A 7,288-nucleotide genomic window follows, 5' to 3' on the forward strand; every position below is an offset into this window, starting at 1 on the left:
GGCTGTTGGCGCACTGGCGCTGACAATTGCGGCTGGCTGTTATCTGACCCTGCCGCACTGGTCGCTGCGAGCCGAGCTGGTGCCGCATATACAAGCCTACCTTCTGGGCACGTGCTGGAGTCTGCCGGCTTTCGCGCTGACAGTTGCCTGTCGCAATGCCTTTGAGGCCATCCCTTCACTTATACACTTCAAGCCCAATTTTTTCCACAAAATGCATAGGGTCGGATAGTTACCAGATAGGTAAGAGTAAGATTTGGTTCCCTTGTCGGCGGAGATTGCTAGGATGCATCTCACTTTGCTTTTTGACCCTGTGGTGCGTTACGGGGCCGACTATCCCAACCCTGGCGCTCGAGCCGAAAATTAGGGCAAGTGGTGCGTTACGGGGCCGACTATCCCAACCCTGGCTACGAGGCGAAAAATAACGGCAAGTCCGCCCCTAACGCACCCTACGCACCCTACGCACCTATTGCCTATTGCCTATTGCCTATTGCCTATTGCCTATTGCCTATTGCTACTCCCTACTCCCTCATGAAAACCAGCTTAGCCAAATACTGGACACTCAATTATATTAATCGTTTGGGTCAACATCAAACTAAACCCATAGAAAAGGCTAAGGAGTTTATCAGTGCCCAAGCTCTTACCTTGTCTACAGGTGAAGACACCATAGACCAAGCCCTGATTAGCAGACTGTGGGAACGTTATCATAGCCAAGACGAGGACCTTGAGCTCGCTGAGGTTTGTCTACGTTGTTTAGTTTCTCAGCAAATCAAGGAGGTTTGTTATCAGTTAGTAGAGCAATTTGGTCAGCAGCATAATTTTACCATGGATGACCTAATGCCATTAGTACTTGACCGTTATCATGAGGGCGATCAAGGCCATAAACTAGATGAAAATAAGTCTCTAATTACCTATACTTTAAAAACCTTTGACCCAGATAAAAGTAGCTTATTTGCCTGGACAAAGAGACTGGTTAAAACCAATAAGGAGGTAAAACGATTTTTACTATACTATGGAATTGAGCAGGTAACCGATTGGTTATTACTCAAACAAACCACTCCTGGTAAACTACACCGGATTATATCGGAGTTTCATCAGCTAACTGCTCAGGAAATTAACCACTATCGTGAGTTATTAGAAAGTTATCAAAGGATTTATGTAAGTCAACTGCAAGCAGAGCGTAATCAAATTAACCAACAACGACAACAACAAGGCTTAGGTAAACTCACAACTCCCTACCCAATTCCTACCAAAGAGCAATTACAGCTGATAGGTAAACTATCTCCAGAAGCAGTGCTTACTGAGTTACAAACCTTAGCTCAGCTAATTCGAGACTATAAACGGAATCATGGCCGGAATGTGCCCACTCAAGCTTTAGGAAAATTTGAGCATCAATTAGCAGCTGATGATACAAGTAATAATCAGGAAGAAAACGAAGTATTAGCTGCCTATGACCAATTACTACAGGATTGTTTAACTACCGCTATTCAAGACGTTATTCAAAACCGAGTTACTTATCTAAGTCGTCAACAAAAGCCAAAACATCAGCAATTTTTAGAAGCCCTAGATTTATTTCACTGTCACCATGTCACTATGACTAAGATTGCTGCCCAAATTGGCTTCACTGCTCAATATCAAGTCAGTCGCTTGCTAGACCTGAAAGCTTTTCGGGCTGATATTGCTAGACGCACTTCCGTAAGATTACATCACCAACTAGTGGAGTTAGGCCAAGCCTACGCTTCTGCACAAGAGGTTAAGGAATTAGACAAACGAATTAGTCAGTTTGTAGAGGAAGCAATTAACCAGATTATGACTGCAGCTAGGAAGGAGACTTTTGTTAAAAACCAATACAAACTCTCTAGTAATTTTTCTCGCACCTTATGTGAATTATTGAACAAGGGAGTGGGGAGTCGGGAATCGGGAATCGGGAATCGGGAGTCGGGAGAAGAAAAAGGGAGTAGGGAGTAGGGAGAAGAAAGTTAAATGGACGTCATATAGCCATTTGCAGATAAGTTAATTATGAAAATGAGACAAAAAAGATAAAGTCCACTTCTTAATTGGCAATAATAAATAACTTAGCTTGAATGCCAACTTTTATTACCGACTCCCGACTCCCGACTCCCGATTCCCGATTCCCGATTCCCGATTCCCTACTCCCTACTCCCTATTATTACTCAACTAAAAATGCTAAATACATCTACAGAACTGATTTCATTTCCAGCATTAACCGAAACCCTAACGCTGGAATTAGAACAACAACAAAAAGCCCTGGATATAGCTAACCAGATGGCAGAAAAATCAGGAATATTAGCTATCTATCTCCAAGAATTAGCCTTACTAGTGTTTGAAGATTGGCTGGAAAAACGGGAGCCAAGTTTACGGGTAGAACGGGCAGCTAATGGGTTAGGATACTCGGAATTATCTCAAGCTATTGCTAAAGCTATTAATGCTGTGTGTAATCTACGAGTAGGAGATTTTAAGATTTGCCTTATTCCTAGCTTGGGATTTAGTGACCCGTTGGTAAATCTGCCTCAAGGGATTGTTACTATTCCCCAATTTACTGCTCATTTTTATGTGGTGATTGCCATTGATGATGACTTAGGTATTGCTGGGATTAAAGGCGTAAATCGATACGACCAGCTAGTCAAAGATATTAGTAATCTAGCTGTTGGCTCTGATCATAATTACGAGCTCCCTTTATCTAGGTTTACTATGAGTGGAGACGACTTACTACTGGATTTACAATGTCTATCTCCTGAGGAAATTCCTTTACCAGAGATACCACAGCGCGAGCCTAATTATGTTAGAGACGTAATCGAAATCCTGAATCAACGAGCGATTAATGTGGGACAATGGTTATATAATCAAATTGATGACCTAGCTCAAGAGTTATCTTGGCAGCTATTACCAGCACCTTCCCCAGCATTGCGGTTTCGTCCTACCCCAGCCCAAGAATTAGCTGAGATTATAACTATTATTGATATCGAAATTCCTGCTGCCGCTGTTCGTAGTTATCGAGATTTTCAACTAGCTGGAATTCCACTGCGCCTTTATGCTGTAACTTGGCAATTACCCCAGTCTGAACCAGAGGGAGATTGGACTATAGTGCTAATCCTGGGAGCTAGCCCAGGTAATACTCCACCTTCGGGGATAAAATTGCGTATTACTGACTTTACCATGGTCTTGGATCAACAGGAATTTACCACTGATGATGACTATTTATTTACTCAGTTTGTGGGAGCTAATCATGAAAAGTTTCTAGCTACAATTACCACTGCTGAGGAAACAGTACAAACCTCGATGTTGTTTGAATTTAAAGGGAGTAGGGAGTAGGGAGGTAAGCTATCAGCTATCAGCTATGAGTTATCAGCTATCAGCTATCAGCTATCAGCTATCAGCTATGAGTTATCAGCTATCAGCTATCAGCTATCAGCTATCAGTTATCAGCTATCAGCTATCAGCTATCAGCTATCAGCTATCAGCTATCAGCTATCAGCTATCAGCCATTGGCCGTAGGCCAAGCTACACCGAAAAGCTTTTGAATAAAATAAGCTGACGGCTGACCACTGACTGCTGACTGCTGACTGCTGACTGCTGACTGCTGACCGCTGACTGCTGACCACTGACCGCTGACCGCTGACCACTGACCGCTGACTGCTGACTACTATAAGTAACATGAAAAGTAAAATTTTTCACCTTAAAGTCATCAAAATCAAGTCAGGTTGTAACTTTGAGTTATCTTGGGAAAACGGTAAGACTATTGCTGCCATAGTAGATTATCCTCAAGACCTTGATCAAGGTTACCAAGACTGGAAATATGCTTACATTAATTGTTACAAAAATTTGCGAGGTAAAGTCCCAAAAAGTGGTAGACTTACAGTTAAGAAGGATCCAGCTGCCCTGTTGCGGGAAGCAGAAGCTAGGTTTTTATCAATATTTCATAATTGGTTACGGGATGGAGAGTTATATGAAATTCGTGAGGAAATTGCTAAGGCAGCTACGGATTCGTCTATTAATCGTCGGTATTGGGTTGATATTCTCCTCACCTGTAATTGTCCTGAATTAACTCGCTTACCTTGGGAAGCTTGGGAAATTAGTACTACTACTAGGACGAATTTATCGGGATTCGGAACTATCCGGATTGCTCGGGTTTCTAATACTATCCATGCTGGGATTAGTCATGATAAAATTATTCCTTCAATCCGTCGCCGAGCCAGAGTTTTGGCTATCTTGGGTGATGAAAAAGGATTAGACTTTGAAGAAGACCGCAAGGCGTTAGCTCACCTGTCTAAGCTAGCTGACATAAAATTTATTGGTTGGCAACCAGGAAAAGACTCTACTAGTCTTAAGCAGGAAATTGTTAAGGAAATTGCTAATCCTAGGGGTTGGGATATTTTATTCTTTGCTGGACATAGTAATGAAACTGCCTGTACTGGTGGAGAATTACATATTGCTCCTGATGCTTCTCTAGGAATTAATGAGATTCAACAATCCCTCCAACAAGGGATAGCTAATGGCCTGAAGTTTGCTATTTTTAATTCTTGTGATGGTATCTCGATTGCGGAATCCCTAATTGCTTTAGGGTTACCTCAAGTGGCGGTGATGGCAGAACCTATTCACAATCAGGTGGCTCAAGTTTTTATTGTCCAGTTTCTCAACAGTTTGGCTGAGTATAAGGATGTCCATGAAGCCCTAAGGGATGCTTGTGCTTTTCTTAAAGACCAACAAAATCTTACCTATCCTTCTGCTTACTTAATCCCTACCTTATTTCGCCATCCCCAATCAGTACTGTTTCGCTTGGAACCATTCGGTTTAGGGCACAGTCTCAGAAATTGGTTGCCCACTAAGAAGGAAGCCCTGTGGTTATCGGCATGGTTAACCGTTAGTTTAATCCCGGATTGTCAGGATTTACTGTTAGAATCTCGTCTATTGTTACAGGCTGGTTACCGTCAGGTTACTCAGCAGGTGGAGTGGCAAGCTAATCCTTCTCCAGTTAAGTCTCCAGTTCGGTTAGTTCAAATTGATAACAAGTCTCTTGAACAGGACAAGGTTAAATTGGTTGATGGCAGGTATATGGATTATGGTTACTTAGCAAGTATTTTAGATAAATTAGTTACCAGTAATGCTAGCATAATTGGATTTGATTATATCTTAGATCAAGACCAACAACAGCCCGATAATAGTAAACAGTTACAGCAATCAGTTAATGAAGCGATTAAAAATAATACCTGGTTAGTTTGGGCAGCAATTGAAGCTGATCATCCTGCTGATTATCAGGGAGTGAGTGATAAAATCGCTAACCTCAATCAAACCATGGAGGGAGATATTACAACCTATGATTGGTATGTGGAGTTACCTAGCAATAATTGTGATAAACGTTGTCCGTTTAGCTATTTACTAGTTCTTTCCTATTGTTTACGTGATCAAGATTCCGGCACTACTCAATTAGCTATGGGATTACCTGAGCTTCAAGACAGTAATCAGGAATTTAGGACTTCAGTGATTGATTGGGTTAATGGTGCCCATACACAAGCCCATACACAAGCCCATACACAAGCCCATACACAAGTGGCTTGGTTGGGGAGGGTCAAACGTCCTGCGATCGCATATTTCTTAGAATGGTTTCAACCGATTATTGACTATTCCCTGCCTCCAGAGCAGGTTTATCAAAGAATTTCTGCTTGTGAGTTATTAGGCACCTGTTCTGAAGATGCTCTAGCTGATGATATCAGCCTTAACCAGACCATTGTGATTGTTGCTTCAGGAGGATATCAACAAGCAGGAATTGATCAAGAAGGGGAAGATAATCATCTGCTTCCCCTTCCGGTCGCCTTCTGGCGTAGTTCACAGGGTTGGCAAGACTGGTTCGATAGCAAACCATCATTTACTGGTGGTGAAGCCCATAGTTACATTGCCCACCATCTTTTTTCCCAGCATCTGGTGATACCAATTCCTAATGCTTTGATGATTTTGCTAACCGCTGTTTTAGGTAAGGGATTTAGGTTAATTAAACAGAATTCTCCGGAGCAACAGCAATGGTGGTTTAGCAATATAGATAACGCTTGGTTGCTTTATTGGTTAGTTTATTGCTTGGTTTCACTACAAGTTTATATCTCCTTAAAGGTGCTGCTACCTACTTTGATGCCTTTAGTAGTGTTTAGTACCTATAGCGTTACGAAAAGGGAGTAGGGAGTAGGGAGTAGGGAGTAGGGAGTAGGGAGTAGGGAGTAGGGAGTAGGGAGTAGGGAACAATATAGCAATTATTATACTATTACAAAGCTTATCCTGTTAAGGCAAAAGGCAAAAGGCAAAAGGCAAAAGGCAAAAGGCAAAAGTAAATAATAGTTTACTGTAATCAGCTCAAATATACCGTTTTTCATAACTATCATGTACACAATATTTTTTACCAATTTCCGATTCCATATTCCCGATTACCGATTCCCAAAAAACCAATAATTTGTACTTTACCCAATTGAAAAATACTGTATTATGATTAAATTAATCCAAAACAAATCAACCCTGGCACTAACAGTGGTCGTGCTAGTCTGTTCTTCTGCACTGCCCCTTGATGCCATAGTAAAAAGACCTCAGTCTGGTCAGAATTTATCCCAGTTTAAAGGCCAGCTAGTTACCTTAAAATGGGGTGATATCTGGGATATATTGCGACGTGACAAAGGTAAAGGGGGCTCAAGAGGGAGCTCAAGATATGATAATCCTATCGAGCAAACTCTCTGCATGCTCACCCCTGGTCAACTACCAGATCGTGACCCAAATTCTAATCATAAAGGAAGCTTAGAAATTTGGAGTGAGCAACCCCTATTCCTATGGCAAGGAGAAATGAAAGGTATTGAGGTGCGTGAGTATCGTACTGAAAAACAATTGTGGGAGCAACCGTTAGAGCCTACTACTAATAGTATCCTTTATCAAGGGGAGCCTTTAAAACCAGGTAAAGATTACTATTGGCGGAATACAATTCCTTTAGAACAACTTCCTACTAAGAGAAGTTTTCGTCTAATGGATGACGAAAAGCGTAATCAAATCACCACTGACTTAAATGAATTAGAAAGTAACCTGAAAGCTGAAGATGCCAGTGCTGATAAGATTGCTCTGAAACGAATTAACTATTTCATAGACAAACAACTTTGGTCAGATGCATTACGGGAAATTTATCTGATGCCTAATCCTCCGGCTGAGGTAACTGATCTTATTGATAAGATTAACAATAAGGCTCATGATTTTTGTAAGAAGGAGCGTGAATAGCAAGTAGGGTGGGGCCACAAAAAAGGTGTCG

At 41.6% G+C, this 7,288-nt stretch carries 7 protein-coding genes; 6 read left to right on the forward strand and 1 reads right to left on the reverse strand.

The genetic code is table 11. The features are described 5' to 3' along the window. From F6K20_RS17310 to F6K20_RS17325, 4 genes are all read left to right on the forward strand, one after another. On the forward strand, positions 1-229 hold a 229-nt coding region (locus F6K20_RS17310), incomplete at its 5' end, for a hypothetical protein (protein ID WP_287295431.1). A 140-nt stretch (positions 230-369) separates the two neighbouring features. Next, a complete protein-coding gene (locus F6K20_RS17315; RefSeq protein ID WP_008185259.1) occupies positions 370-1,965 on the forward strand; it encodes a hypothetical protein in 1,596 nt (531 codons plus the stop codon). 216 nt (positions 1,966-2,181) lie between these two features. Continuing rightward, complete coding sequence (locus F6K20_RS17320) at positions 2,182-3,330, forward strand: DUF1822 family protein (RefSeq protein WP_008185261.1); 1,149 nt, start codon at positions 2,182-2,184, stop codon at positions 3,328-3,330. Next, on the forward strand, positions 3,305-3,553 hold the full coding sequence (locus tag F6K20_RS17325; RefSeq protein WP_287251556.1) for a hypothetical protein: 249 nt from the start codon (positions 3,305-3,307) through the stop codon (positions 3,551-3,553). The genes F6K20_RS17320 and F6K20_RS17325 overlap by 26 nt, the downstream gene beginning before the upstream one ends. Here the strand turns inward: F6K20_RS17325 and F6K20_RS17330 are convergent. Further along, the gene (locus F6K20_RS17330) at positions 3,520-3,693 is read right to left on the reverse strand and encodes a hypothetical protein (protein ID WP_158026648.1); all 174 of its coding nucleotides are present in this window, start codon (positions 3,691-3,693) and stop codon (positions 3,520-3,522) included. The two genes, F6K20_RS17325 and F6K20_RS17330, sit on opposite strands and share 34 nt — an antisense overlap. Between F6K20_RS17330 and F6K20_RS17335 the strand changes: the two genes are divergently transcribed. Then, positions 3,673-6,186 carry a CHASE2 domain-containing protein gene (locus F6K20_RS17335; RefSeq protein ID WP_287251555.1) on the forward strand — a complete coding sequence of 838 codons (2,514 nt, stop codon included), beginning with the start codon at positions 3,673-3,675 and terminating at the stop codon, positions 6,184-6,186. The two genes, F6K20_RS17330 and F6K20_RS17335, sit on opposite strands and share 21 nt — an antisense overlap. 300 nt (positions 6,187-6,486) lie before the next feature. Further along, the gene (locus F6K20_RS17340) at positions 6,487-7,257 is read left to right on the forward strand and encodes a hypothetical protein (protein WP_008185267.1); all 771 of its coding nucleotides are present in this window, start codon (positions 6,487-6,489) and stop codon (positions 7,255-7,257) included. The last annotated feature ends 31 nt before the right edge of the window (positions 7,258-7,288 follow it).

Origin of the sequence: Moorena sp. SIO2C4, assembly GCF_010672485.1 — a bacterium.
Taxonomy (GTDB): Bacteria; Cyanobacteriota; Cyanobacteriia; order Cyanobacteriales; family Coleofasciculaceae; genus Moorena; species Moorena producens.